Source organism: Ezakiella peruensis, from assembly GCF_900215725.1.
GTDB classification, from domain to species: Bacteria; Bacillota; Clostridia; order Tissierellales; family Peptoniphilaceae; genus Ezakiella; species Ezakiella peruensis.
This window is the reverse complement of record NZ_LT962471.1, coordinates 46418-72835: the sequence shown is the minus strand read 5'-3', so window position 1 is coordinate 72835 and position 26418 is coordinate 46418. Positions and strand designations below refer to the sequence as shown.

The window sequence follows — 26418 nt, the reverse complement described above, 5'->3', positions numbered from 1 at the left end:
TCTGTACTTCGCCTTTCTCATCGAATTTTCCTACGAAATTTATGTATATAGGTAGAGAGAATCTCATCGAAATTTCCTCGCAAATTATGTATATAGGTAGAGAATAATTAAAAAATAAATTTGCTTAATGTAAATAAAAACATAAAAGTTATCAGAACATACGTAGGGTCCACTTGCAGCCACGCCCAAGAATCGAGCACGAAAGCGTGAAGATGATTGGCTAGCGTTGACTCACGCAACCTCTTGTTCAATCGTTGGACCGTAGGGACAAACGATTGAGTACAAGAGTCTGAGGAGAATGTGGACCGAAAAGTCCCGCCCAAAAGGTGAAGGAAAAAATTGATATGTTCAAAAAAATTATTAACAACAAAAATCTAATGGCCATTTATCATGGCCATTTTTTATTTGCAAAGGGTATAAATAAATATAGTCAAGAAATCTGTATTTACATAAAGGAGGTTTGTGATGAAGAGATTTAATCTGTTTATTATAATTGCGATAATTTTCGCCATGGTTTTTACTATGGCGTGTTCGAAAAAAGTTGATGACCCTGCCACTAGCAAGAGGCCGGTCATTGATAAGAAGGCGGATACTGATAAGAAGGCGGACACTGATGACAAGGCGGATGCTGGTGAAAGGGCAGACGCTGGTGAAGAGGCGTCCACTAGTAAGAAGGCGATGACTAGTAGAGATCCCTTCAAAAGTTTAGACCAGGCTTTGGTTGATGGAGCCATCATGGGGTCTAGGTCTGACCATGTCAAGGACAGGGAATTTTGGAAGGACTTGACCGATCCAAAATTAATGGAATTGGCCAAGAATCCCATTGACGGCCTCCACCTGCCAGAGATTTTATTGACATCCAATGACGCCATGAAGGTCAACGATGAGCTAATAAATCTTTCTCAAGAATTTTTAAAGATTATTGAGGAAAGTAAAGACGATTATGCTGGCACCGACCTGCCTGTGGATGCAAGTTTTTCTGCCTTTGATGACGGGGAAATTATTAGCGTCCACCTGAAATATTTAAATCTTAATGAAGGATATTTTATAAAGCACAAGGTTTATAACTTTTTAATTCCAGACAGGATTTACCCAAGTACTGGTAAACTGATAAGTGACGAAGAACTTTTAAAACACTTTGGCATTGGCAAGGACGAGATAATGGGCCGACTGGAAGCTACTATCCAAGGGGAATATAATCGCATGGCTAATCTTTATGATTCGCAGATGGACGATACATATTTCTTGTGGGGCACCAAGTATTTTGAAGGCAAGGCCTTAGATGAGTTATGGGATTCCTATAATCCTCAAAAGAGTCGGATTTTTATAGATCAAAATGGCCAGGCAAATTTTATTTACAAACAGTATGTTGATGGTGGTAGTGGAGAATCCATAGCGACAGCTCCCATTGCTGGTCTGAATATAAACGATAGCGAAATCTCGCCAGCCTTTATCCAAACGGCCAAGGCTCTCGGCCTAAATCCAGAGGACAAAAATATAGAGGCCTTTATACTCTTTGTTGGCGGAGCCTATGATGAAGAGACTACGAAGAGTGTGGTAGCAAGCCTCTATCCTTGGCAGATGGTCTTTAACAATTACGCAGATCCAGTATTTTTGCCAATGATTACGACAGACCCAGAAACTTTTGATATAAGTCTGATGGGCCAAGAATTTTATTTGGTAATCCCCAAGTACAAGGCGACATCTATTGCCCTTAGGCAGTTGGATTTGACTGAACAAGGAAAGTTATCTCAAGTGGAAAATCTGGCGGTTGAAAATATGTCCGTTACTGGTCCAGCCTTGCTGGCGGTAAATATCAGCGACATTTATTCAAATGCCAAGATTATTTTGAGGCACAGGGACCAAGTTACGGAGTTCACGCCATTTATAAGCCTAAAAGACGGGAGCCTTGTAATCGATCAAGCTTCTGTAGACGGGGAAGGAATCGTGGATGCAACAGAGCTTTTTTATAAGCTGCCGGCAAGGGAGGATTTTTATTCTTACCTCTTATACACGAAAATTTTAAGCCTAATTAAATAATTTGCAATAAATTTGCGGTTAAAATTGCGAATTTTTGCAGTGTTCGATTTTTTGCGAATTGAAGCCCTGCCCAAGAGAGCGAGTGACAACGAAGCTCGATTGGTATGTAGCGACTCACGCAACCTGTTGTTCAATCGTTCGACCGAAGGGAAAAACGATTGAGTACAACAGTCTGAGGAAACGACGTACCCTCTAGTACGCCTCATTCGACAAAATGTCTCAAGCTACAAAAATTCATCAATTTTTCCTCGCAAATTATGTATAGATAATGGTCGTTAAAGGCCATTTTTTATTGAAAAAATTTAAAATACATTGTGTATATATCAATGGTATTTATTCAAAAATCGCTCTGCGGTTGTAGGGGCTACTTTATGTAGCCCGAAAAGTCCCGCCCGAAAGGTGAAGGGGAAATATTGAGCTTGTAACAACAACAAAAATAAACGACCATTTATAATGGCCGTTTTTGTTTGCAAATAAGATGTCTTATGATATAATTTAAGAAGGAGGTAATATGATTACTAATAAATATAAAATTAATCTTGAAAGCATGCCGGTTGTACCCCTGCGTGGTCTTTCGATTTTTCCATATATGATGATTCACTTTGATGTTGGCAGGCCCAAGTCCATGAAGGCGATTGAAGTTGCCTCTATGAAGGAAGAGCCTATTCTTTTGGTTACCCAAAAAGACGCCAAGACCGAGGACCCAAAGGCGGATGATTTTTACCACTGGGGGACGGTTGCCAATATTAAACAGATTATGAAGCTGCCTACAGGCGGCATTCGCGTTATGATTGAGGCCAAGATGCGTGGCCATATAGAAAACTTTACAGATGAGGGCGAATACTTTGAAGCCAATGTTGCTACTTATGAACCCGATTTTGAAGAAAATGATTTTGATGATGAAGTGACAGCACTAGTCAGGCTTATAAAGAAGGACCTGGAAGAGTATGTCAGCCTGCACCCAAAGATTCCTGAAAATGTTTTTATGAATGTTTACGACGAAGACGACCCAGAACGCTTTACCGATATTGCGGCTGCCATTACGCTTTTAAAGGAAGACGAATACCAAAACCTGATCAAGGAATTGGATATAAAGAAGCGTTTGACTTATTATTACGAAGTCTTGCAAAAAGAATTAGAGCTCTTGGAATTGGAGGAAAAAATTAACGTCCGCGTTAGAAACCAGATGTCCAAGATGCAAAAGGATTATTATTTGCGCGAGCAAATCAAAGCTATCCGCAAGGAATTGGGCGAGGAAGAGGAAATCCACGCCGAGATTGAGGAGCTCAAGAAGGCCATCAACGACAAGCCAATGCCCATCGAGGTCAAGGAAAAGGCCTTAAAGGAAGTCAAGAGGCTTTCGCAAAATGCTTTTAATACAGCTGAGACGGGCGTTATCAGAAATTATTTGGATTTGATTTTGGACCTGCCGTGGGAGGAAGCCTCTGAATCAGAAATCGATTTGGACAGGACCATGGAGATTTTAAATCGCGACCACTATGGCCTGGTCGATATCAAGGACAGGATTGTCGAATACCTGGCTGTTAAGAAATTAAATCCTGATTCCAAGGGCAATATTTTATTATTTGTAGGTCCGCCAGGAGTTGGCAAGACCAGTATCGCAAGGAGCATAGCTGAGGCTCTTGACCGTGAATTTGTTCGCGTGTCACTTGGCGGAGTTCGCGACGAGGCAGAAATTCGCGGCCACAGGAGGACTTACGTTGGCGCCATGCCGGGCAGGATTATTTCTGGCATTAAAAAAGCTGGGACAAAAAATCCAGTCTTCCTCTTGGATGAAATCGACAAAATCAATTCAGACTTTAGGGGGGACCCTGCGTCTGCGCTTTTAGAGGTCCTTGACCCTGAACAAAATAAGGACTTCGTGGACAATTATTTGGATTTGGAATTTGATCTCAGCCAAGTTTTATTTATCACGACTGCAAACTCTCTGGACATACCGCCAGCCCTCTTGGACAGGATGGAAGTCATCAGGATTAGCGGTTACACAGATGATGAGAAGTTAAATATTGCCAGCAAATATCTCTTGCGCAAGCAAAGAGAAAATGCAGGCTTAAACACAAATAATTTTAATATCACCAAGCCCGCCATAAGAGAAATTATCGAAGCCTACACCCGTGAGGCTGGCGTCCGCAATTTGGAACGCGAGCTGGCCAAGGTCATTAGAAAGGCCGCTGTTAAAATTGCCAAGGGTGAAGTTGATAAGGTGTCTGTAGGTATAAAAGAGGTTCACGAATTTTTGGGACCAGAGATTTTCACTGCAGATGTGCTGGGTAAGCGGGACAAGGTTGGTGTGGCAAATGGACTTGCATGGACTTCTGTTGGCGGAGTCAACTTGCAAGTAGAGGCAATCGCAACTCCGGGCTCGGGCAAGATCCAACTTACAGGTAAGCTAGGCGATGTAATGAAAGAATCGGCTTTCGGAGCTGTGACTTATATTAGAAAGAATGCAGAAAAACTTGGAGTGGAGGATGACTTTTACAAAAAAACCGACATCCACATCCATGTGCCCGAAGGGGCAGTCCCAAAGGATGGACCGAGTGCTGGCATCACGATTGCAACAGCGATTTTATCAGCATTAAGCAACAAACCAGTCGACAGGACAGTTGCCATGACAGGGGAGCTGACTATAACTGGACGGGTCCTTGCCATTGGCGGCCTCAAGGAAAAAGTTTTGGCTGCAAACAGGATGGGGATCAAGGAAGTTATAATTCCAGAGGATAACGCAAAAGATTTGAGCGAAATTCCTGATAATGTAAAGGAAAATATTGAATTTCATTTTGTAAAAAATGTTGGAGAGGTGTTTAAAATTGCACTTAGATAAAATTATTTCAGCAGAATTGGAGGCAATCGCAGTTAAGCCCGATGGATACCCAGAAGCGAATCTTCCAGAGATTGCCCTGGCCGGCCGGTCAAATGTGGGCAAGTCCTCTTTTACAAATGCCATTATGAATAGGAAGGCGCTGGCGCGTACATCGGGTAAGCCGGGCAAGACCAGGACCATAAATTTTTACAATATAAATAATCAAGTCCGCTTGGTCGACCTGCCGGGCTACGGCTATGCTGCCACCAGCCAGGACGAAAAGGATAGGTGGGCCGATTATATCAACACCTATTTGGAAACCCGGGAAAACCTCAAGGCAATTTTTTTAATCGTGGACATCAGGCACGAGCCTACAGCTCTGGACTGCGCCATGTATGATTACATCGTCCACACAGGGATAGATTGCGTAATAATTGCAACCAAGGCAGACAAAATCGCCAAGGGCAAATATCAGCAGGCGGAAAAGGTGATTAAGAAAAAATTAAAGGCAGTGCACCCGATTGTACCGTTCTCATCAGCAAATAAATATGGAATTGAAAAGGCTAGAGAGCTGATCGAAAAATACATCTAAGAATTTGCGGCTAATTTCGCGATATTCTCGTGAAAAAATTTTTTAGTCCTCGATGTACGCTCTAGTACACCTGCATCCTAAAAAATTTATTTCACTTCGAAGCCCTAGCCCAAGAGACAAGTCCGCAAGGACGCTGTCGATTGGCTAGCAGGTCTCGTGTCAGAGATTCCCAAGAAACGAACGCGAACGCGTGATGTTGATTGGTGAATCTTACGGCCCTTATCGAAATTTCCTCGCAAATTGTATGTATAAAAATAAATAGAAGATAATTTTCCAGCGAAATTTGATAGAACGGAAGCAAATATGTTACTGCTATAAAACCGTGAAAACACGAGGTTTTAGCGATTTTGATATAGCAAATTTCTCTAAATGATACTGTTTTGATACAAAAAGCGAGAAAAAATAGATTCAAAAGAGAGTTGTTGAATTAAGCGAGTTTTACGAGTGATACTTATTGACTGAAGGGCAATAAGGTAGGAAAAAATTTTAGAAAGCCTTCCATCGTTTTGGTGGGAGGCTTTTGTGGAAAATAGAGAATGGTAGATTAGAAGTTGTGGAGTATGAATGAATATAAGAATTAGAAAAATGACAGTCAGTGATTTTGAACCGCTTTACAAACTTTTGTCGAATTCGAAAGTAATGCAATATATCGAAGCACCATACACAAAAGAGCAGGCCGAGCAATTCCTATTTCGATTCGGTCTTTCTGATACACCATTGATATATGCAGTTGAAAAAGATAACGACTTCATCGGATATGTGATTTATCATGATTATGATTCAGAGAGTGTCGAGATTGGATGGGTTTTAGAACCTTCCTTTTGGGGGTTAGGGATTGCATCATGCTTGACATCAGAGATGATGACAAAAGCTAGAAACTCAGGTAAACATGTAGTGATTGAATGTGTACCTGAACAAAAAAGTAGTATTCGGATAGCTGAAAAATATGGATTTCAAAAGTGTGGTATTATCGATGGACTGATGATATATCGTTTGTAGAGGTAAATCCCTGTCTGTCGGGATAGGTAAATTAGAAGCTATGTGTGTAATGAAGTATTTGGAGGTATATGAAATAATATGATTAATGAAATTAAGGGAAACAATATTATATTGCGTGAGCAAAAAATCGAAGATGTGAAATTCTTTACCTACTGGTACAATCAGCCATTAGTCATGTTCCAATGTGGCTTTACAAAACTTACTGATGAAGAAGCTGAGAAAGAGAGGATTAAAATTGGTCATAAACAGAAAGACTCAGTATGGTATACGATTACAGATTTAGAGGGGAATATAATAGGTGAAACGGGATTGTTACGAATGTGGCCTACCTGGAACTGTACTGATCTTTCGATTATCATCCCTGACCCTAAAATGCAACATAGAGGATATGGAACAGAAGCTATTAGACTTATGCTGAACCTTGCTTTTGATCACTATGAAATGAACCGAGTGGCAATTGGTGTGGTAGGGATGAATACCAATGCATTGAATTTCTATAGAAAAATCGGATTTAAGCAAGAAGGTGTTCAAGAGCAAGGATACTACTATAACAACGAGTACAGTGACTTTATTATGATGAGGATTCTTCGCCAAGAATGGCGATAAAATACTAATCGCAATTTGTCTGGCTCATTTAAAAAATTATATAGTGAAAGCACATGACTTTAAGATCATAGAATCTTTCAGTGATGTGCTTTTTCTGTGCCTATTTTATTTCCGGTGGAACTTTGACTGACATCGAGTTATGAAAGCGTTTGAGATTACTTTCTTCAAAACGAACATAATTTTTTTAGACTGTCGGGATAATTTATCTTCCAATCCTCCAATGCTTCTTTTGTGATCTCGTTATTCTCGTATTTTTCCTTCATTTTTTGCCATTGTTCAAGCATACTTCTAATTCTCAGAATGGCTTCACTACCAAAATAGATACCTTTTGAAACGAATTTAAATTTAAGGAATGAAGCCGGAGAATATAATTTATTGGCAGAACTATTATCCGATAAAAACAATATTCCATTTATTTTTGTGAAATTCCAAGGACATAATAAAGCCTCTATATCTGAAAGAAGCGATTATGGTTACGGTTGCATATTAACGACTTATGGAAAAATAAAAAACAGATTGCAGGCTGAAAATATATGTATTTCTGATACGACAGTAAGGCCCAGAAAAGATACATATTTATTTGATTTTGACTGTGTAAATGAGGCGATTTTAAATGCTTTGGTTCATAACGATTGGACAATCACTGAACCACAGATTTCAATGTTTAATGATAGACTTGATATATTATCACATGGTGGACTTCCTAATGGAATGACAAAAGAGCAATTTTTTGATGGAATAAGTAAGCCTAGAAACGCAACATTGATGAGGATATTTCTAAATATGGGACTAACTGAACACACTGGACATGGGATTCCAACTATTGTAGAAAAATATGGAAAAGATGTTTTTGAAATTGAAAGCAACTATATTAGATGCACCATTCCTTTTGAGCAAGAAGTAATTGATCAAATAGACAATAAAAATGTCGGTTTGAATAAGACTGAGAAGAAGGCTATAGAACTTCTACTAGAAAATCCAAGCTTGACATCAATAGAACTTTCAGAAAAAATGGCGTGACAAAGAGGATTATTGAGAGGGCATTTAAGTCCTTACAAGAAAAGAAAATGATAGAAAAAATTGGATTGTTGTTAGGTAGAATCCTATTTTTAGTTTAAGGTATTGCAATTCAATTCTGCTAGATTTTAATATGCTTTAATTTAAACATATTAGACCTGTAAGAAGTTTTAAAATATGATATAATATATTCATATGCTATTAATAGAGCTATTAATTATGCAAACACAATTCTACAAGACACTTCTTATACTGATAATAACTAAGTGAGGTTAAAATGGATAAAAAAGAATATTTAGAGAAACCAACGGCTGCCTCTGCCTTATCATTTTGGAAGGCATGTAACTTTAAAACTCCTGCTCATATTAAAGTCTTAAATGAAAATGAATTTAACTCTAGCTTATTGGAAACACACACTGATGAAGTCTACTTTAAGTTAGCACATTATCTAAAAGATGTAGGCAAACAGTTTATTTCTGATGACTTTATATTTGTTAAAGCTAGCACTGCTGACTTTGTAAATCATATAAATTCATGCTATGAGGAAGAGGGATTAACAGTTAGTGAACTGGAATCTTATAAAGAGAAGCCAGTTTATGATGAAGAGCTATGGATCTGCTTATATGATAAGAAAAACGATGCTATAGCTGCTACAGGTATTGCTGAATTTGATAATAAAATCAAAGAAGGATATTTAGATTGGATCCAAGTATCTGAACAATATAGAGGACAAGGATTAGGAAAAGCTATTGTTTATGAACTACTTCGAAGACTCAGTAAGAAGGCAAGCTTTGTCACAGTTTCAGGAAGAGTAGATAATAAAACTAAAGCAGATAAACTGTACGAAAGTTGTGGCTTCGAAGATAAAATTTTATGGCATATTCTTAGAGAGAAAAATTTATAAATTTTCTACAATTGCTAGCAAAATAATATTTAAGAATTAATTAATATTTATGGCTTGATGGGGTTTATTTTGCAAAGGGGATTTATGTTTAAGACTTATAGGAATTCTTTTCACAATAAAAATATTTATATTGATTTTGGAAATGAAGACATGAGGTCTTTGCCTCCGTTTCGTGATCTTGCCAACAGATATGGCGCGCCGCTTCAACTTATGCTGGATGGCAAGGATCTTATAAAGAGAGACTTTGCTTCGTCAAAGGGTTTTAAGCTTATGCGCACTTGTTATTCATGTGAATTTTCTTCTTCTGACTTGCAAATTGCCACAAGTCATGTAAAAATCATGAGGACAGTTAAAAATCGTGAGTTCTCTTGGGCTTATTATCTTCATTATAAAAAGATGCACCAGGCAATCAATCCTTTGACAGCGAGCTTTGAAGATTTTATGAAAATTTTACCCAACGAGGTCTATTATCTTGATGAGAAAAACTTTGCCTTTGTGGAGGATAATGAAATTGCTTATGTGTTGGCTGAGGAGTCATTGGTGGGCGATGATTTTTTGCTTGCCCTCTGCCAGGAGATATTTAATAATCATGAGACCATTGTTTTTGAGGCTGATGACGTTGATTCCATTGCCATGAAACTCAAAAATATTTTTATGGACGGTTTTATCGAAAAAACAGAGACTTGGATTTATAAATAATTTTAAAAAGTTTTTTAATGAACTTTATGATGGACTTAAGAAGTTGGATTAGGGATGGGCTAGCATTTTTTATGCGGGCTTTTTGCTTGAAAACTTTGTAAATATATTTTCATCTTTACAAAGGTACTTTTTTATAGTAAAATGTTAGTATAAAGATCGGAGGCGGATTATGAAGAAGAGATTTTCAATTTATTTAGTCATATTATTTGCACTTGCCATGCAATTTAGCTTACGTGCAGAGGGTGACATCAAGATAAACATAAATGGGCAGAATGTTTATGGTGATGCTAGTCCGATTGTTGTAAACGAGCGAACACTTGTGCCTGTTAGGTTGGTTTCTGAAAATTTAGGTCTTGCAGTTGATTGGAACCAGGACCTCCAAGAGGTTACTTTGACAAATGAAGCGACTATAATTAAATTTATTATTGGCACGACTACTTACAACAAGAATGGCATAGATGTTCCTATGGACATTGCACCAGTAGTTTACATGGAAAGGACTTACTTACCGATTAGGGTTATTGGTGAATGCCTGGACAAAAAAGTTGATTGGGACCAAGCCACACAAACCGTTTTAATCATGGATGCAGATAATGAGAACACAAATGCTACTTATAATTTAACTTCAGACACTGCCAAGAAGGATCCTACAAAGTACAATCCGGACAACGGAGATTTATTGGCCTATCTAAAGGCGGACGGGAGGATAATCGGCAATAGAAATTCTATGATTTACCATGTGCCGGGCGGTGCTTCCTATGATAAGGTTTCTTTAAAAAATGCAGTTTTTTTCAATACTGAAGAAGAGGCGATTAATGCAGGCTATAGAAAGGCAAAAAATTAAATATTATTAATTTGTAGAGGCGGGCATGTGCTCGCTTTTTTYTTKCACTTCTAAATACAATTTTGTTAGGGCCGTAAGATTCACCAATCGAACATCTTTATATTCTTTATCTCTGAATTTGTGAGGAAAAAATGATGAATTTTTGTAGCTTGAGATTTTTTGTCGAATGAGGTGTACTAGAGGGTACGTCGTCTCCTCAGACTGTTGTACTCACTCAGAAAAAATTCGGTCCACATAAAGTGGACCCTACACGCTTCGCTATATTTTTTCTTCGTGAACAACAGGTTGCGTGAGTCGCTGCACACCAATCGAGCTTCGTTTACACTCGCTCTCTTGGGCAGGGCTTCAGTTCGCAAAAATTCGAAATAAGAGAAAGAAATCCTTTTATATATAAATTTCGCTGGAAAATTTGATGAGATTTGAAGTGGACGAATTTTTTGCCGACGCAGGTGTCCATTTAAATATAATTTGTGAGGAAAAATTGATGAATTTTTGTAGCTTGAGACTTTTTAGGAATGAGGCGTAGTAGAGCCTACGCCGCAGTGACAAAAAAGTCGAACACTGCAAAAAGTCGCAATTTTAACCACAAATTACTTGGCACATTGAATTTTTGTGTCATATAATGTAAAATATAGCTGTTAATGATAGAAAGATAAGGAGAAATTTTTATGAAGATTTTAGATGACAAGGGGAGGCTATTTGGGCTGATCAATATAGTCGACCTATTTATTCTTGTAATTGTGGTTTTGGCCATTGTTTTTGGGGCCAAGAGGTATTTTACCAAGCCTGACGAATCCAAGATGATGAAGCCAGCTAAGCTGACTTTTGAGATCAATGATGTTAGACAGGTGACTGTTGATACGATCAAGGTTGGCCACCAGCTTTATTGGGCTGATAGGTCCACTCCGCTGGGAGAAATCGTTGAGGTAAACCACATTCCTTTTGAAAAGCCAATCGAACAAAATGGTCAGTGGGTTAACATGCCCGTACCTGGCAAGTATGCGGTGACTTTTGTGATCGACGCCATGGTCAAGGACGACGGCAACGCTTTTTGGCTGGGCGGCGAGCAAATTCGCGTCGGCATCAAGTATATGGTAAAGACCAAGTATATGAATATGGAAGCCCATGTTGTGGGTTTTGATATTGATGAGTAATTCAAAATTTGTAAACGGACTTGTAATAACAGGTAAATATATTGGCAGGGTTTTTGTATCCTCAAATCTCTACAAGATTTTTTCACGCAAGCACGGGAAGACCAATTCCAAAATTGTGCGGACTTTGGTTGACGAGGACTTATCCAAGGACTCCAAGGCTTACGGCTTTATAGAGAAGACCTTGGATCAGCCAAGGGTTTTTGAGGAAAACACTTCGGTTTTTTTGAGGGCTGGGGAAAAATTATCCACGTCTATTGTCGCAGGATTGGCAGCCTTTGTAATGCTTGTAATCGCCTTTGCCTTAGGCTTCATAGGTAAAAAACTTTTGATGGTCGGCGGACTTTTGCTGGTCATGGCTTTTGTTCTTGCCTGGATTATTAAAAATAAATACTATGAGACCAGCCAGGTCGTCAGGTTTTTTAAATACGCCTATAGATTAGAGGAGGATGGCCATGGAAAATAAGTTGACCTCAAGAAAAACCATAGACAAGGACCAAGTTATCTACGCCATTGTATTTGCTATTTTGACTTTGACTTTGGGCATCTTTATGGGCGGCAAGTTTGCTTTGCTTGCAATGGCCGGTGCCATGGCCCTGCCAATAGTTTACAAGTACCAGTTTTTATTTCTCAATTTATTTATGATGGCCTATGCCTTTTTGCCAGACATAGTTATCTTGGCGGCAGAAATTTTATTTTTTGTGGTAATGGTCATAGATTTAAAATTTAATAAGAAGATTATAAAGGCAAATACGCTTTTGATTCCCATGTTTTTGGTCGGGATTTTTATGATAATAAATTCCTTTACCAGTTTGAATATTTTGGGATCTATGAGAGACCTGGCCTTTAACTTTGGCGGCATATTTTTGGCCCTTATGGTCTACAAGGAAGTTAACAGCAAAGAAAGGCTCAACAATATTTTGACCTCGATTGCAATTGGTGCGACCTTGGTCGGAGTTTTTGGCCTATATCAATTCGTATTTTTAGGCACGGTCCAAAGGGAATGGATAGACGCCAGCCTCAAGGGCGTCATCACCAGACGGGCCTACTCGGTCTTTATGAATCCAAATATCTTTGCCGAGTATTTGGTCCTGGTAACGCCTTTGGTAGTCAGCCAATTTTGGGCCCACAGGGACGGCTTTAAAAAATTTATTTATCTAATGATAGCCGGCCTACTTCTATTAAATATGATGCTGACATTTTCGCGCGGAGGCATGGTCTCGATTGCCCTTGCGGCCATGGTATTTTTGTTCTTTGCCATGAGACCCCTCTTTGTATTTTTGATTCCGATAGGAATTTTTTCTATAAATTTCTTGCCGGAGAAAATTCAAAATAGGATTTATAGCATTTTTAACTTCGCCGATTCATCCACCAGCTACCGTTTTAAGATGTGGGGAATTACAAAAGATTTGATCAGAGACAATCCAATGGTCGGAGTTGGCTTTGGCCACAAGACCTTTAAGCAGGAGTTTGAATTATTGATTAGGTCCATGCCAATCTTCCACGCCCACAACACTTATCTGGAAATTATGGCCGAGGGTGGGGCACTGGGAATTATTTCTTTCCTATATATAGTGATTGGATCAATTGTAAATTTATTTAAGAGCGGAATGAAATCCACAGACAAATATATAAGGACCGTTTCCATTGGGCTTTTGGCAAGCATCATAGGAATTTTGACAAATGGAATGACCGAGCACATCGTATATATAAATAGGATAATTGTTATGCTCTGGATGGTCTTTGGACTGACGGGCGCCCTTAGAAACATATATGAAGACGAAAAAGCAAAAGCAAATTTAAATTAATTTTCAAAGACAAATTTTATCCGGGATTTTTGATAAATCCTGGATTTTTTGTAATAATTTAAATATTTCTATAATGTAACAATTGCTAAATAAAAAAAGTACGGATTCCGCACGACGTGATTTAATCAAAGCCAGGGCCTTTATGTAATTCAAAACACACTTTGGATTTGCTTTAGCTAAGCACTACTATTAAGTTTATACTTGACATAAACTTGTAACTTAGTTATAATATCTGTGTTGGGAATTTCCCAAACAAAAGGAGGAGACATATGAATAAAAAGTTATTGGCTTTAATTCTTGCAGCTTTAATGGCAATCACAATGCTAACAGCATGTGGCAAGAAAGATGAGCCAGCAAAGAAAGACGAACCTGCAGTTACAGATAACTCAGACAAGTCAGAAGAAAAGACAGACGAGTCAACAGATGACTCAGCTAGCGAAGATGATGGTATGATCGACGGAGAAAAAATCGACGAAGACCAACACATCAACACATTTATGAGTCTATGGCCAAACACATACGACCCATCAAAAGGTAACGATACTTATGGTAACGATGTTCTTGTTAACGTTCTAGAACCACTTATCAGATATAACGAAGACCACTATGAACCAGCTGGTGCTGAAAGCTGGGATATTGCAGATGACGGTCTAACTTATACTTTCCATATCAGAAAAGGAAACAAGTGGGATGACGGTAAAGAAGTTACAGCTGAAGACTATGCTTTCGGTATCAGACGTTCAGCTATGCAAGACACTGCATCACCATATGCAAGTTTCATTTACCCACTAGTTAACGGTCAAGCTGTTAACTCAGGCGAAGCTGACATTGAAGAACTTGGCGTTGAAACACCAGATGAATACACACTAGTTCTTACACTTGGCAATCCAGTTCCATATTTCTTGGACATGCTTCTAAACAGAGTTTACTTCCCACAAAGAGAAGACTATGTTGAAGAATACGGCGACCAATACTCAACAGACCTAGGCAACATTCCAATGTGTGGACCATTCCTAATCGAAGACATGACATTAAATAACGAAATTAACTACGTTAGAAATGACAACTTCTGGAATGCTAAAAACGTTATGCCAGACACAGTTCACGTTGCTATCCTAAACGACCAAAACACAATCAACAACGCTCTAATGACAGGCGAAATTGACCAATCAGGTGTTGGTGATCCAAAGGTTCGTGCAGAACTTGAACAATCAGGTGAATACAACATTCTTAAGAGACAAAACCCATGGACAGGTTATTTCATGATGAACTACGGTCCAGATTCACATGTAGCTAACAACAAGATCACAAGAGCTATTGCAGCTGTTCTTGACAGACAAGAAGTTATCGACAACGCTTGGAACGGTACACCAGTTCCTGCATACGCATTCGTATCACCAGTTATGAGATGCCAAGGCGTAGAATTCAACAAAGAAGGTGAAGGCCCAGCTAAGAGATTGATGGAAGACATCAAAGATCCAAAGGCTCTATTCGAAGAAGGAGTTAAGGAACTTGGCGGAGATCCAGCAGGATATGTTGTAAGACTACTTGGTTCAGACAACTCAGACTCAGGACGTATTGCTATCGAAGCTTTCCAACAACAAATTGAAAAGGCTCTAGGATGCAAAGTTGACGCTCAAAACCTTGACTGGAACGCATTTACAAACGTAGTTGAATCAGGCGACTTTGATATCGCTTGGGCAGGTTGGGGTGCAGACTACAACGACCCAATCAACCTACTTGAAACAGTTTACTCAAAAGCTCCAGCTTACAACATTGGTTGGGTTAACGAAAAATTTGACTCACTAATTGAAGAAGCTAGAGTTGAAGTTGACGCTGAAAAGAGAGCAGAAATTCTAAGAGAAGCTGAAAATATTATGATCTATGACGACGCAGTTATTATTCCAATTAACCACGGCGTTGCAAATATCTTCAGAAAGAAATACCTACGCGGAACAAATGATAACTGGTTCACAACAATGGGCCTACAAACCCTATACACTGTAGGTAGATAAAATCAATTAATTAATTGGTAGGACAGGGCGAGCTTTTTATAAAGCTAGCCCTTTTACCTACATAGGAAGGAGAAAAGATGACAAGATACGTATTAAGGCGTATTGCCTTTATGATTATTACACTACTTGTAATCTCGGCTGGTACATTCTGGATGATGCACTCCGTACCAGGTAATCCATTAACCAACATGGCAAAGAAAAACTTGCCACCTCAAGTTATGGAAAACTTTATGAAAAAGTATAAGCTCGACAGACCTATCTCTGAGCAATATGTAATCTTTTTGAAAAATGCTGTCCAAGGGGACTTTGGTGAATCCATTATCTACCCTGGTCAAAAGATTTCAAAGACTATTGCAAAGACAGCACCAGTTAGTGCTAAGCTCGGTTTTATTGCTCTTATTATCGGCTTTACTATTGGTGTTACCCTGGGTTTTGTGGCTGCTTTAAACAGGGGTAAGTGGCCAGATTATGTAGTTATTGCTATTTCAATCATGGGTGTTACAATTCCATCATTCGTTATGGCTGCCCTCTTGCAATATTTCTTGGGCAACAAACTCAGATGGTTCCCTATCACATACAAGGCGCACAACTGGAAGTCAATGGTTATGCCTATAATTGCTCTATCATTCGGTACAATTGCTACTTATGCTAGATATATGAGGAGCTCTGTTCTAGAAGTTGTTAACTCAGACTATGTTTTAACAGCTAGGGCAAAAGGCGTAAGCAAAATGGGAGTTTTATTTAAACATATTTTAAAAAATGCGATGATTCCAGCTATTACTATACTGGGACCACAAATTATGGGCGTTTTTGGAGGATCATTTATCATTGAAAAGATTTTTGGTATTCCAGGCCTAGGATTTTTCTTAGTTAAAAGTATTCCAGATCGCGACTACCCAATGATTATTTCAACTACAGTCCTATTTGCATTTTTATTTGTAGTCAGCCAATTGGTTGTTGATATTGTTTACGGTCTAGTTGACCCAAGAATTAAGATTCAAGATTAGGAGGGACAAATGGAAAAAGACATTAAAATGAATGCTTCCAATATCACCCCGGATATGTTTAAACGCATACCTATGGATGATGACGAAGCGGAAAAAATTGCCCGTCCTATTATTACCTTTTGGGAGGACGTTTGGCGTCGTTTAAAAATGAATAAGGCAGCTATGTTCTCCCTTGTTCTAATTGTTTTATTAGTATTTATGTGTATTTTTGGACCTATGATGAATGAGTTCGAATACGCTAATCAAGATGCTAGTGTTAGAAACCAAACACCAAATGGGACTTACTGGTTTGGTACTGACTCAGCAGGTAGAGATATTTTCACCCGTATTTGGATGGGTGGTAGGAAGTCTCTAACCATCGGTTTGGTCTGTGCTTTTGTAGCCATGCTTGTAGGTGTTACCTATGGGGCTATCGCAGGTCTATCAGGTGGTTGGGTTGATACAATCCTAATGAGAATTGTTGAAATTATTTCATCTCTACCTTATCTATTGATAATAATATTGGTTCAACTCTGGCTGGATTCTCAGACCTTTGGGACCATGCTTTTGGCACTTTCTCTTACAAGCTGGACCGGTACAAGCCGGCTGGTTCGTGGTGAAGTTTTAAGGATTAAAAACGAAGAATTCGTACTTGCAGCAAAGACACTGGGTGTTCCTCAATCAAAGATTATTTTGAAGCACTTGGTACCAAATGCTATGAGTATTGTTATAGTTGGTGCGACTTTTGATATTCCTGGCTTTATTTTCTCAGAAGCCTTCTTATCATACATGGGTCTTGGACTTAAACCACCTGAAGTTTCATGGGGTATTATGTCCAGTGAAGCTCAACAACAGCTCATGTTCCACCCTTACCAACTATTCTTCCCAACACTTATGATAGCTTTAACCATGTTATCATTTACTCTTTTGGGAGACGGTCTAAGAGACGCTCTTGACCCTAAACTGAGAAAGTAAGGAGAGAATTATGGCAGATAGATTAATAGATGTAAAAAATTTACAGGTATCCTTCCACACCTACGCTGGTGAAGTTAAGGCCGTTAGAGGTTTGGACTTCCACGTAAACAGGGGGGAAACCTTGGCTTTTGTAGGTGAATCTGGTTGCGGTAAGAGTGTTACCGCCAAGGCTCTTATGAGACTTTTGCCAGAAGAATCCTCAGAAATTAAAAAAGATTCAATCATCACCTTTGAAGGTGAAGATGTTATGTCTATGAAGGGCAAGAGACTTACTGATTTAAGGGGTGGAGACATCGCTATGATCTTCCAAGACCCTATGACATCTCTAAACCCAACCCTTACAATTGGCATGCAAGTTACAGAAGCTCTTAAAATCCACAGGGGATTAAAGGGTGACGATGCCAAGCGTGAGGCAGTTAGACTATTAGAATTGGTACAAATTCCTGAAGCAGCCAAGAGATTAAAATCATACCCACACGAATTATCAGGCGGTATGAGACAAAGGGTAATGATTGCCATGGCGCTATCATGCTCACCAAAACTTTTGATTGCTGACGAACCAACAACAGCTCTGGACGTTACTATCCAAGCTCAAATCTTGGACCTAATCCACGATTTGAAAGAACAAATGCACACAGCCGTTATCCTTGTAACTCACGACTTGGGAGTTGTAGCAAACTTTGCTGACAGAATCCAAGTTATGTATGCAGGTGACATCATTGAAGAAGGTACTACAGATGAAATCTTCTACAATGCTAGACACCCATACACCTGGGCCCTATTAAATTCAATTCCTAAGGTTCACGATACCAAGAATGACGACCTAAGAGCACTTGGCGGTACACCACCAGACTTACTATTGCCACTTCCTGGCTGCCCATTTGCACCAAGGTGCTCAAGGGCTATGGAAATTTGCAAGAAGATGGCTCCACCAGCAAGCGTGCACTCAGACACTCACCGTTCATGGTGCTGGCTAGAACACGAATACGCCGGAGAAATCGACTGGCAAGCTATGAGAGAAGGAGGATACTAATATGACAAAAGAAGTACTAGTACAAGTTGAACATCTCTCAAAACACTTTAAAGTTGGTAGGAAACAAATTTTAAAGGCAGTTGACGATATTTCATTTAATATTTATAAGGGCGAAACCTTTGGTGTTGTAGGAGAATCAGGTTGTGGTAAGACAACTGCAGGTCGTACAATTCTCGGCATGTACCCAGCAACCCACGGTAAGGTTCTCTTTGAAGGTAAGGACGTTCACTCAATGGACCGCAAGGATGCCTTTGACTTCAAAAAGAAAGCCCAATATATATTCCAAGACCCTTACGCAAGCTTGGACCCAAGAATGACCATCGGCGACATTATCGCTGAAGGTATGGATACCCACTTTGACCTATCCAAAAAAGAACGCACAGATAGGATTAATGAACTCTTGGGAACAGTTGGTCTAAACAAAGAACACGGGGCACGTTTCCCACACGAATTATCAGGTGGACAAAGACAACGTGTAGGTATTGCAAGAAGCCTTGCAATTGAACCAAAGTTCATCGTTTGCGACGAACCAATCTCAGCTCTTGACGTAAGTATCCAAGCACAAGTTGTTAACTTGTTAAATAAATTACAAAAAGATATGGGCCTAACCTATATGTTTATCTCCCATGACTTGTCAATGGTAAAACATATTTCAGATAGGATCTGTGTAATGTATTTGGGATCAGTAGTTGAACTTGCTAAGTCAAGCGAAATCTACGAAAACTCCCTCCACCCTTACACCCAAGCCCTAATCTCAGCAATACCTGTACCGGATCCAGAAGTTGGTAAAAAATCTAACAGGATCCACCTAGAAGGCGAAGTACCTTCACCAATCAACATCCCACCAGGATGTAAGTTTGCAGGTCGTTGCTCCAAGTGCATGCCAATCTGTAAGGAAGTTGCTCCTCAATTAAGAGAAGTAAAACCAGAACACTTTGTGGCCTGCCATTTATATAACGAATAAAAATTTTGAAGGCGCTATATAGTGCCTTCTTTTTTTGTGTGAGAAATGGGATGAATGAATTTATCCTACGGATATTTTTAAGTACGTTGTAGGGTCCACTTTATGTGGACCGAAAAGTCCAGCCGCAAAAGTAAAAAACTCACGCAACTTGTTGTTCAATCGTTGGACCGAAGGGATAAACGATTGAGGACAAGAGTCTGAGGAAAATGTGGACCGAATTTTTTCTGAGTATAATTGTCCCAAGGAGAATATCGGCAAATTTTTTACATATTTAAAGGGATTGAAAATAAGGCATTTGTATTTAATAAAATAAATTACAAAAACCTTAAAAAAAAATCAACTTTATGGTATAATGGATAATAGATGGATAATTGACTATAAATTTTATAATTTAGATTATGAAAATAAAACAAAAGGAGAAGAGGATGAGAGATTTTTTTAAGACTTTTAAGCGGATGCTGAAGGAGACCAGGGCTTTTGATAAGAGCTTTTTCTGGGTCTTTGCCGCCATAACTATTTCCAAGGGGCTCTTGCCCATATTTTTGTCGGTAATTCCTAAGCTCATGGTCGAATCTTTTGACCAGGGCCTGGAGGCCAAGTGGACCATAATTTACTATGGGATAATTTATTTTGTAATTGCAGCCATTGGTATGCTGGTTAGCTCTTATTTGAAAGAGGCGACCGCTAGCAATCGTTTTGATGCTCGTTTTAATTTGATGGGTAAGATGTTTGTCAAAGTCTTAAATGCCGACTACAAGTACATAGTTGATGAAAATTTTTGGGACCAATCCAGGGAGGGCTTTGAGTCCTTGTCCTCTGACATGAGGGGTTACCAAGGGGCCCTGGAGAATTTTATAGACTCAGGGGCTGATGTGCTTTCTATTATAATCTTTCTTATAATACTGGGCATGCTGAGCCCGCTAGTTTCTCTTGCCTTGGCTCTTTATATTTGCCTTTTTGTTTATATAGAACTGGAGAGGACACAATTAAAACTCGCCATGCAAAAGGATGAGAACAAGCATTTGAGAAAGCTTGATTACCTCTACGAAACGACAGGTGCCTTGGAATACGGCAAGGAAATCCGCATCTATGACCTGGGCGAAGACCTCATGAAGAGGTACAAGGAGGCTGTGGTCGATTACAAAAACTTTTTAAAGTCATATAAACGTAAAGACTTTCTCTACAACAGCCTGGCTGTCCTTGGACTTTTAGGATCCTCAGCACTCGCCATTTGGTATTTGATCACTGGCTATCGTGTGGGGACCGTCAGCTCGGCCAACTTTATGATGTATCTGTCATCCCTGATTTCACTTGGCGTCTTGGTTGAGACCTTTACCAGGAGATTTTGCTTTTATGTTATTAGCGAGTCCAAGAAAACTCGGACGGCCTTTGAGCTTTTGGATTCAGATCTCAGCCACAAGGGGGTCTTAGATATTGAGTTAAATCCGCCCATGGAAATTGAATTTAAAGACCTCTGGTTTAAATACGCAGACGACAGCCCCTATGTATTAAAGGGACTGAATTTAAAGATCAATGCCAATGAAACTGTGGCCCTGGTCGGTAGAAACGGGGCTGGTAAGTCTACTATAATTGCCCTTTTAACTGGCTTTTACGAGCCGACAAAAGGCCAAATCCTCTTAAACGGAGTTGATATAAGTAAATTTTCCAAAAAGGACTTGTACACTTACTTTAACGGGATCTTCCAAAATGTAAATTTATTTCCACTTGACTTGGCCCACAATGTTGCCATGCAGGAAAATCCAGATGAGAAAAAGGTCTGGCAAGCCCTTGAAGCTGTTGGCCTAAAGGAAAAATTCCAGGCCCTATCTACTGGCCTAAAGACGCAAATCCTAAAGGGCGTTTACAATGACGCGGTGGGTTTGAGCGGTGGCGAGGCCCAAAAGGTTTCCATATCCAGGGCCATTTACAAGGACGCGCCAATTACTCTCTTGGACGAGCCAACGGCAGCTCTTGACGCCCTGGCTGAGTACGATATTTACACAGGCTTACACAAGGCGTCTGATGCCAAGACTTCGATTTACATTTCCCACAGGCTCTCGTCCACCAAGTTTTGCGACAGGATAGTCTATCTTGAGGACGGCAAGGTCTTGGAAGAGGGGACCCACGATGAGCTCTTGGCTAGGGACGGAGAATACGCTAGGATTTTTAAAATCCAAGGCAAATACTATCAAAAGGAGAATTATGAAGATGAAAAAATTTAAAGAACAAAGTAAAATCTACAAATTCATTTTCGGATTTGCCTTTAAGGTAGCCAAAAAAGAAATGATTTATATAATCATGGGCGGGCTCTTGTCAGCCGCCATGCTCTTTATAAATCTCTTTGTGCCAAAGCTTATTATCGACAATATCGGGACCAGTACACCCAGCCAGCTGCTAATCTATGGGGCAATGCTGGCCCTTGCCAATCTGCTCTTTGCCAAGCTGCCCGGCCTTATCCAAGAGGCTGTGGACAATTCTTGGGACACGATTTATATAAATATCAGAGACCACATGGCCGACAAGACTTTGAAGCTTAAATTCGAGGATTTGGAAAATCCTGAGATTGTATCCATCAAGGAGAATGCAGACTTTATCAATCGGACCAACGCGCCTATGATTTCTTTTATATCAAGCAGCGTTAACTTTATAATCTCTCTTTTGAAATTGGCCCTCATAACTGGGATTGCCCTGTCTTTTAGTCCACTGATGACAGCGCTTATGATAATAATCGCCCTGGTCCAAGTCAAGATGTCACAAAACATCATGGTCCTCATGAACAATTTTATGTCCGGCATTGTTGAGACCAATAGGATTTTCTCTTCATTTTTTAATATTCTTGGCAACGACCTCAAGCAAATGGACGTTAGGATGTTTAATTCCGAAGAGCTGATCACTCACAATCTAAATGATTTTTCCAATCAAATCAACAGCAATTTTAAAGTCATGAGAAAGAAGATGGCCAAAAATATTTCCCTTATGGGGGTATTAAATGTCCTTATCATTGCCATCTCATACATTTACACCGGTCTTAGGACGATTGGTGTCCTGGGTGGGGAAAAGCTGGGATTGGGTTCATTTTATTTATACAGTTCGGCCCTGGCTATGTTTAACACCAATTTCTTTGATATGATCAAGTCCCTATCCTTTATGAATTCAAGTGCGGCCATGATAAAACCCCTCTATGATTATATGAATCTGGAGGAAGAAGAGGCGAGCGATAGTGATAAGGAAAGCCTGAAGGCAATCGACAAGATTGAATTTAAAAATGTCTCCTTCAAGTACCCGGCCTCAGAGGCAAATGTACTAAACGACATTTCCTTTGAGATCCACAGGGGCGAAAAGATTTCAATCGTCGGCTTAAACGGGGCTGGCAAGACCACGATTATAAAACTCCTCTGCGGTTTTTACACGGCAAATGAAGGACAGATTTTAATAAATGACAAGCCCATTGATTCTTACAAGAAAAAAGACCTGCAGAAAAATATTTCCGCAGTCTTCCAAGACTATCATCTATTTAACTTTACAATCGGCGAAAATATTTCCTCTGACCCAACCTATGACAAGGCCAAGGTAGAGAAAATTATCAGCGATTTAAATTTGACCGAGAGAGTCGCCAAGGCCAAGGACGGCGTGGACTCACTGGTCGGCGTGGGCAACCTGGAGGGCGAACGCTTTTCCGGTGGCGAACGGCAAAAGATCGCCATTGGCCGGGCATTATACAAGGACGCAGACCTGGTAATCCTCGACGAACCGACATCTGCCCTGGATCCTGAGTCCGAGGCGGAGATTTACGAAAATTTCGCCAAACTGGTTCACGACAAGACTTCGATTTTTATTTCCCACAGGATGAGCTCGTCAGTTTTTTGTGACAAAATTTTGCTTCTAAATAATTCCAGGGTTGAGGCCTTTGACTCCCACAAGAATTTGATGAAAAATACAGACAGCTTGTATTATAAGCTCTTTACAACCCAGCAGGAAAATTATTTAATAGAAAAAGAAAAGAGCCAAGTTATGTAAGTTCAAGCGGAAGTAAAAGCTTCCGCTTTTTTATTGCTTGATTAGCCGGTTCATTGGGTAGAAAATAGATAAGATAAAATAATTTACAAGGAGGATCATATGAAAATTGGATTAATAGTCGGATCGTTAAGAGAAGATTCTTATAATATGAAAATTGCAAAGGTAGTTAAAGAGATGCTTGATGGAGATGTCCAAGCTGAAATTATAGATATAAAAAATATACCACTTTACAATGCGGACTTGGAAGGAGACAAACTCCACCCAGAATTTAAGAGGATCAGGGAAGAGGTCAGAAATTACGACGCCTTTATTTTCTTTACACCTGAGTACAACAGGTCCTTTGCCCCAGCCGCTAAAAATGTCATCGACATAGTTTCGGTCGACCCAAATGGCAGTGGAATATCTGGCAAGCCAGCCACAGTATTTTCTGCATCAATCGGCGGCATGGGAGGACTTGCAGGCAACTTGGCCCTCCGCCAAGTCTTTGTAAATGTCAACTTAATCCCCATGCAAAAACCGGAAATTTATTTGGCAAATGTGGGTGACTGCTTTGATGAAAAGGGCAAGTTAGTAGAAAAAACCTATGATTACATCAAAAAAGCAGCCGACGCCTTTGTAGATTTTGCAAAAAAATTCGCATAATAGATCGCATAATAGAATAGATTAAGCAGGCCTTGGGCTTGCTTTTTTATTGGGAAAAATGGGGAAGGATTTCTTATCTTTACGCTGAAAAATTTGCGGGCTCGTTGCTTTTAAATTGTAAGCTGCCTTTTATTTTCAATTCTTTTCGCTTTTAAAAAACGAAAAAATAATTTTATTTTTAGGTCAGAACTGTTTATTTTTCTTTAATCTATGGTATAATTATACAAAGTGACACTGTGTCACTTATCTTCAAGGAGGATCAAATGAAGAAAAAATATTTAGTTTTACTGGCTGGAATCCTGTGGATTTTTGCTGGTCTTAAAGTTGTAATGGTAGGCTGCAGGGTCGGCACGGAAGTTGATATCAAAAACTTTTGGTATTATCTGATCATGGCGGCAGTGTTTTTAGTTTTTTATTTTAGAATTTTTTCGCCCATGGTCGACAAAAATCTGGATAGGATTTCAAAATTAGACGAGCCCAAGCTGTGGAAATTTTTGGATAAAAAATCTTACATCATTATGTTTGGAATGATGTTTTTGGGTATGGGCTTAAGTAAATTTACCAGCCTGCCTGCCGTCTTTTTCTATACTTTTTATATAGGACTGGGCATGGCTCTCCTGTCTGCTGGTATCAAGTACATGGTAATCTTGGTGAAAATCTATGCCAAAAAATACTTTTTATAATTTACCCGAGGAAAAAAAGTCCAGGGTGGTCGGCATTTTAAAGGAAACTTTTTCAGCCAAGTCCATTTACCAGGCCAATGTAAAGGAAATCGTCGAGAAACTGGACATAGCTCGGGGGAGTTTTTACAAATACTTTGAAGACATTGAAGACGCTTACTTTACGATTTTGGACATGGAGACGGCCGACATCCATAAACTCTTTTTAAGCTTACTGGAAAAAAATAATTTTGACATCCACAAAGCCCTTGAGGCCTACGGAAATGCTTTGGCGGAAATTTTGTTTGAGCCAGACACTTACGGCCTCTACAAAAACCGCTATCTCAATTGGACGCCCGATTTGGAAGGCAAGTGGAGGAAGTATTTGAAGGAATTTCGCCCGGGCGAGGACGATTTTTCGACCAGCGATTTTGATAGAGACAGGCTTGAATTTATGAAGGCAGCCGTCCACAATTTGATCCAGCGGACATATTTGGAAGCTTGGGACAGGGAAGAATTTTTGAATCATTACAATAAATACATTGCTTGGTTGAAGGGAGGAATTTAAAATGATGGGATTAATGGAATCGATATTTGATATTGTCTACCTGGTCGTCGTTACGGGATTGGGTATCAGACTGCTCTTAAATGAAAACAAAAACGCCAAGACCTTTGGGTTAATGGCAGTTTTACTTGGCTTGGGCGACGGCTTTCACTTGCTGCCAAGGGTAATGGCCCACATGTCTGCGGACGGCTTCAATAGATTTGCGACCGCCCTTTCTTGGGGGAAATTTGTCACCGGCATTACTATGACAATTTTTTATGTGCTCTTCTATTATTATTATAGGAATATTTCCGGGGACAAGGACCCGGTGAAGAGGTGGATTATAGTGGGCTTGGCTGCTCTTAGGATAATCCTCGTCTGCCTGCCACAAAACAATTGGGGAGGGGCAGAGACCTATTCAATGGGTATAATCAGAAACATTCCATTTTTAATAATGGGAATCCTATTAATCATTTGGACTTACAAAAACAGAAAAGTCGAAGGCCTTGAGCATATGAGCCTTTATATAGCTTTGAGCTTTTTGTTTTATATACCAGTTGTCCTTTGGTCGAGGACAGTCCCAGCTCTGGGCGCTCTAATGATGCCAAAGACAATCGCCTATGTAATGATAGTTGTAAAGGGCTTTAGGCATTTTATAAAAGAATTTAATGAAAAGAATATTTTCGACACTTCTCTTGTCTATATGTTTATGGGTTTGGCAGGCGGAGTTTTCTACAGGGAATTTACCAAATATTTTTCATATACAGGTGATAATCACCTGGGAAAACTCCATGTCCACACCCTAGTCTTGGGCTTTATTGTAGTCATGATCGTCTTTATCTTGACCAGATTTATGAAATGCAAAGAACTCTGTGGGATCAAAAGGCCGCTTACAATTTACAATATTGGTCTCGTAACAACCGTGTCCATGATGACGGTCTACGGGATCTATGATGTAATTGGTACAGAAGGAGTAGTATCAGTGCCGGCTATGGCGGGGATTTCTGGCCTGGGCCATATAATTTTAACCGTCGGCCTGGTCTGGATGGTCTTAAATATCAAGAAGGGAATTTTTGCCAAGGAAGAGTTAAAGAAAAAATAG

At 39.6% G+C, this 26418-nt stretch carries 22 protein-coding genes and 1 pseudogene; all 23 read left to right on the top strand.

Features of this window, described 5'->3' with window-relative positions; translation table 11 throughout:
* Positions 1-465 precede the first annotated feature (465 nt).
* The 23 genes and pseudogenes from CUU59_RS07175 to CUU59_RS07060 all read left to right on the top strand — a co-directional run bounded on the left by CUU59_RS07175 (position 466) and on the right by CUU59_RS07060 (position 26418).
* Positions 466-2040: a hypothetical protein gene (locus tag CUU59_RS07175; RefSeq protein ID WP_099951283.1), complete on the top strand. Its 1575-nt coding sequence runs from the start codon at positions 466-468 to the stop codon at positions 2038-2040.
* Positions 2041-2551: 511 nt separating this feature from the next.
* Positions 2552-4882, top strand: coding sequence for an endopeptidase La (gene lon / locus CUU59_RS07170; RefSeq protein WP_099951282.1), 2331 nt, complete (start codon positions 2552-2554; stop codon positions 4880-4882).
* Positions 4869-5453, top strand: a complete 585-nt coding sequence (gene yihA / locus CUU59_RS07165; protein WP_425432820.1) for a ribosome biogenesis GTP-binding protein YihA/YsxC — start codon at positions 4869-4871, stop codon at positions 5451-5453. The genes lon and yihA overlap by 14 nt, the downstream gene beginning before the upstream one ends.
* A 564-nt stretch (positions 5454-6017) precedes the next feature.
* Positions 6018-6452, top strand: a complete 435-nt coding sequence (locus CUU59_RS07160) for a GNAT family N-acetyltransferase (RefSeq protein ID WP_099951280.1) — start codon at positions 6018-6020, stop codon at positions 6450-6452.
* A 78-nt stretch (positions 6453-6530) separates the two neighbouring features.
* Positions 6531-7058, top strand: coding sequence for a GNAT family N-acetyltransferase (locus CUU59_RS07155; protein WP_099951279.1), 528 nt, complete (start codon positions 6531-6533; stop codon positions 7056-7058).
* 327 nt (positions 7059-7385) lie between these two features.
* A pseudogene (locus CUU59_RS07145) lies at positions 7386-8176 on the top strand (ATP-binding protein); the annotation flags it as partial.
* A gap of 176 nt (positions 8177-8352) precedes the next feature.
* On the top strand, positions 8353-8979 hold the full coding sequence (locus CUU59_RS07140; RefSeq protein ID WP_099951278.1) for a GNAT family N-acetyltransferase: 627 nt from the start codon (positions 8353-8355) through the stop codon (positions 8977-8979).
* Between the two features lie 84 nt (positions 8980-9063).
* The gene (locus CUU59_RS07135; protein WP_099951277.1) at positions 9064-9678 is read left to right on the top strand and encodes a hypothetical protein; all 615 of its coding nucleotides are present in this window, start codon (positions 9064-9066) and stop codon (positions 9676-9678) included.
* Positions 9679-9847: 169 nt separating this feature from the next.
* Entirely contained in the window at positions 9848-10522 is a 675-nt protein-coding gene (locus CUU59_RS07130; RefSeq protein ID WP_099951276.1) for a copper amine oxidase N-terminal domain-containing protein, read from the top strand.
* Positions 10523-11190: 668 nt separating this feature from the next.
* Positions 11191-11676, top strand: a complete 486-nt coding sequence (locus CUU59_RS07125; RefSeq protein WP_099951275.1) for a DUF4330 domain-containing protein — start codon at positions 11191-11193, stop codon at positions 11674-11676.
* Entirely contained in the window at positions 11669-12139 is a 471-nt protein-coding gene (locus tag CUU59_RS07120; RefSeq protein WP_146036080.1) for a hypothetical protein, read from the top strand. The genes CUU59_RS07125 and CUU59_RS07120 overlap by 8 nt, the downstream gene beginning before the upstream one ends.
* The gene (locus CUU59_RS07115; RefSeq protein WP_169922890.1) at positions 12129-13481 is read left to right on the top strand and encodes an O-antigen ligase family protein; all 1353 of its coding nucleotides are present in this window, start codon (positions 12129-12131) and stop codon (positions 13479-13481) included. Before CUU59_RS07120 ends, CUU59_RS07115 begins: the two co-directional genes overlap by 11 nt.
* Before the next feature lie 269 nt (positions 13482-13750).
* Entirely contained in the window at positions 13751-15496 is a 1746-nt protein-coding gene (locus CUU59_RS07110) for a peptide ABC transporter substrate-binding protein (RefSeq protein ID WP_099951272.1), read from the top strand.
* Between the two features lie 77 nt (positions 15497-15573).
* Positions 15574-16503, top strand: coding sequence for an ABC transporter permease (locus tag CUU59_RS07105; protein ID WP_099951271.1), 930 nt, complete (start codon positions 15574-15576; stop codon positions 16501-16503).
* 9 nt (positions 16504-16512) lie between these two features.
* Entirely contained in the window at positions 16513-17457 is a 945-nt protein-coding gene (locus CUU59_RS07100; protein WP_099951270.1) for an ABC transporter permease, read from the top strand.
* A gap of 10 nt (positions 17458-17467) precedes the next feature.
* Positions 17468-18490 (top strand): ABC transporter ATP-binding protein, encoded by a 1023-nt coding sequence (locus CUU59_RS07095; protein ID WP_099951269.1) that lies wholly within the window; start codon positions 17468-17470, stop codon positions 18488-18490.
* A 1-nt stretch (position 18491) separates the two neighbouring features.
* Entirely contained in the window at positions 18492-19454 is a 963-nt protein-coding gene (locus CUU59_RS07090) for an ABC transporter ATP-binding protein (protein ID WP_099951268.1), read from the top strand.
* A gap of 425 nt (positions 19455-19879) precedes the next feature.
* Positions 19880-21676: an ABC transporter ATP-binding protein gene (locus CUU59_RS07085; protein ID WP_169922889.1), complete on the top strand. Its 1797-nt coding sequence runs from the start codon at positions 19880-19882 to the stop codon at positions 21674-21676.
* Positions 21663-23471 (top strand): ABC transporter ATP-binding protein, encoded by a 1809-nt coding sequence (locus tag CUU59_RS07080; RefSeq protein WP_169922888.1) that lies wholly within the window; start codon positions 21663-21665, stop codon positions 23469-23471. The genes CUU59_RS07085 and CUU59_RS07080 overlap by 14 nt, the downstream gene beginning before the upstream one ends.
* A 99-nt stretch (positions 23472-23570) precedes the next feature.
* A complete protein-coding gene (locus tag CUU59_RS07075) occupies positions 23571-24113 on the top strand; it encodes an NADPH-dependent FMN reductase (protein ID WP_099951265.1) in 543 nt (180 codons plus the stop codon).
* Positions 24114-24376: 263 nt separating this feature from the next.
* Positions 24377-24796, top strand: a complete 420-nt coding sequence (locus CUU59_RS07070) for a hypothetical protein (RefSeq protein ID WP_099951264.1) — start codon at positions 24377-24379, stop codon at positions 24794-24796.
* Entirely contained in the window at positions 24774-25340 is a 567-nt protein-coding gene (locus CUU59_RS07065) for a TetR/AcrR family transcriptional regulator (protein WP_099951263.1), read from the top strand. Before CUU59_RS07070 ends, CUU59_RS07065 begins: the two co-directional genes overlap by 23 nt.
* Positions 25341-25344: 4 nt before the next feature.
* Complete coding sequence (locus tag CUU59_RS07060; protein ID WP_099951351.1) at positions 25345-26418, top strand: DUF2871 domain-containing protein; 1074 nt, start codon at positions 25345-25347, stop codon at positions 26416-26418.

Coding starts and splice junctions, on each gene's coding strand:
- CUU59_RS07175 (WP_099951283.1), top strand. CDS start 466: ATGAAGAGATTTAATCTGTTTATTATAATTGCGATAATTTTCGCCATG.
- lon (WP_099951282.1), top strand. CDS start 2,552: ATGATTACTAATAAATATAAAATTAATCTTGAAAGCATGCCGGTTGTA.
- CUU59_RS07160 (WP_099951280.1), top strand. CDS start 6,018: ATGAATATAAGAATTAGAAAAATGACAGTCAGTGATTTTGAACCGCTT.
- CUU59_RS07155 (WP_099951279.1), top strand. CDS start 6,531: ATGATTAATGAAATTAAGGGAAACAATATTATATTGCGTGAGCAAAAA.
- CUU59_RS07140 (WP_099951278.1), top strand. CDS start 8,353: ATGGATAAAAAAGAATATTTAGAGAAACCAACGGCTGCCTCTGCCTTA.
- CUU59_RS07135 (WP_099951277.1), top strand. CDS start 9,064: ATGTTTAAGACTTATAGGAATTCTTTTCACAATAAAAATATTTATATT.
- CUU59_RS07130 (WP_099951276.1), top strand. CDS start 9,848: ATGAAGAAGAGATTTTCAATTTATTTAGTCATATTATTTGCACTTGCC.
- CUU59_RS07125 (WP_099951275.1), top strand. CDS start 11,191: ATGAAGATTTTAGATGACAAGGGGAGGCTATTTGGGCTGATCAATATA.
- CUU59_RS07120 (WP_146036080.1), top strand. CDS start 11,669: ATGAGTAATTCAAAATTTGTAAACGGACTTGTAATAACAGGTAAATAT.
- CUU59_RS07115 (WP_169922890.1), top strand. CDS start 12,129: ATGGAAAATAAGTTGACCTCAAGAAAAACCATAGACAAGGACCAAGTT.
- CUU59_RS07110 (WP_099951272.1), top strand. CDS start 13,751: ATGAATAAAAAGTTATTGGCTTTAATTCTTGCAGCTTTAATGGCAATC.
- CUU59_RS07105 (WP_099951271.1), top strand. CDS start 15,574: ATGACAAGATACGTATTAAGGCGTATTGCCTTTATGATTATTACACTA.
- CUU59_RS07100 (WP_099951270.1), top strand. CDS start 16,513: ATGGAAAAAGACATTAAAATGAATGCTTCCAATATCACCCCGGATATG.
- CUU59_RS07095 (WP_099951269.1), top strand. CDS start 17,468: ATGGCAGATAGATTAATAGATGTAAAAAATTTACAGGTATCCTTCCAC.
- CUU59_RS07090 (WP_099951268.1), top strand. CDS start 18,492: ATGACAAAAGAAGTACTAGTACAAGTTGAACATCTCTCAAAACACTTT.
- CUU59_RS07085 (WP_169922889.1), top strand. CDS start 19,880: ATGAGAGATTTTTTTAAGACTTTTAAGCGGATGCTGAAGGAGACCAGG.
- CUU59_RS07080 (WP_169922888.1), top strand. CDS start 21,663: ATGAAAAAATTTAAAGAACAAAGTAAAATCTACAAATTCATTTTCGGA.
- CUU59_RS07075 (WP_099951265.1), top strand. CDS start 23,571: ATGAAAATTGGATTAATAGTCGGATCGTTAAGAGAAGATTCTTATAAT.
- CUU59_RS07070 (WP_099951264.1), top strand. CDS start 24,377: ATGAAGAAAAAATATTTAGTTTTACTGGCTGGAATCCTGTGGATTTTT.
- CUU59_RS07065 (WP_099951263.1), top strand. CDS start 24,774: ATGCCAAAAAATACTTTTTATAATTTACCCGAGGAAAAAAAGTCCAGG.
- CUU59_RS07060 (WP_099951351.1), top strand. CDS start 25,345: ATGGGATTAATGGAATCGATATTTGATATTGTCTACCTGGTCGTCGTT.